This is a genomic window from Variovorax davisae, from assembly GCF_030316845.1.
Classification (GTDB): domain Bacteria; phylum Pseudomonadota; class Gammaproteobacteria; order Burkholderiales; family Burkholderiaceae_C; genus Variovorax; species Variovorax davisae.
The window spans coordinates 1-1,226 of sequence record NZ_JASZYS010000042.1 but is presented as its reverse complement, the minus strand read 5'-3'; the positions used below and the strand labels follow the sequence as shown (position 1 = coordinate 1,226).

General features: G+C 65.3%; 2 protein-coding genes. Both read left to right on the top strand.

The window, feature by feature from the left end:
• Nucleotides 1-256, top strand: a 256-nt coding sequence (locus QTI33_RS35040; RefSeq protein WP_286511349.1) for a methyl-accepting chemotaxis protein, incomplete at its 5' end; no start/stop codon positions are given.
• A 70-nt stretch (nucleotides 257-326) separates the two neighbouring features.
• A partial coding sequence (locus QTI33_RS35035) for an MCP four helix bundle domain-containing protein (protein ID WP_286511348.1) occupies nucleotides 327-1,226 on the top strand: 900 nt, incomplete at its 3' end.

Sequence of the window (1,226 nt, the reverse complement as noted above, 5' to 3'; positions counted from 1 at the left end):
GATGGAAGAGATCGTCGACAGCGTCAAGCGGGTGACCGACATCATGGGCGAGATCACGGCGGCGAGCCAGGAGCAGACCACCGGCATCGAGCAGATCAACCAGGCGATCACCCAGATGGACCAGGTGACGCAGCAGAACGCGGCGCTGGTCGAGCAGGCCTCGGCCGCGGCGCAGTCGCTGCAGGAGCAGGCCGGCAACCTGTCGCAGGTGGTGAGCGTCTTCAAGATCGATCCGTCGACCAGACGGGCGAGCTGAGCCTTGTCTTCGACAAGACCCGCGGCGTTTCGACGCCGACACATCGTTAGATGAAGTAAGGAAGAGTGTGATGAGCATGAAGAATCTGAAGATCGGCACCCGCCTGGGCATCGGCTTCGCCGCCATGCTGGTGCTGATGGCCCTCCTGTCGGCCACCGGCATGCTGCGGCTGGCCAACGTGGGCAACGCCACCGAAGTGATGGTCGAGAAAACCCTGGTCAAGGAGCGCATGGTCGGCGAATGGTCGACCTTGCTGGCGGCCAACATCGTGCGGACCTTCGCGATCGTCAAGGCCAGCGATGCCGCCACCGAGGCCTACTTCAAGAAGGAACTCGGCGCCGGCCAGGCGCTCATCAACCCGCTGCAGAAGAAGCTGGAGGCGTTGCTGGTCTCGCCCGAGGAGAAGAAGCTCTACGGCGACGTGGCCGAGGCACGCCGCGTGGTGCTCGAACTGCTCGCAGCGCTCAACAAGCTCAAGGCCGCGAACGACGCGGACGGTGCCAACAAGCTGGCCGACAACCAGTTCACGGCGGCGCTGGCGAACTATGGAAAGGCCGTCGATGCGCTGTCGGTGCATGAACGCGGCCTGATCGACGCATCGGCCCAGGCGATCGCGAAGGAGCACGACACCGGCCGGATGTCGCTGATCGTGCTGTCCATCATCGCCTTGGCGGTCGGCGGGCTGTTCGCGTGGCGGCTGACGGTCGGCATCGTCCATCCGCTGGGGGAGGCCGTGAAGGTGGCCGAGAGCGTGGCGGACGGCAATCTCGGCAGCCGCATCGAGGTTCAGAGCCGCGACGAGACCGGCCAGCTGATGCAGGCACTGAAGAACATGAACGACAGCCTGGCGAGGGTGGTGGGCGAAGTCCGCACCGGCACCGACACGATCGCGACGGCCTCGGGCCAGATCGCCACCGGCAACCAGGATCTCTCGTCGCGCACCGAGGAGCAGGCCAGCTCGCTGGAAGAA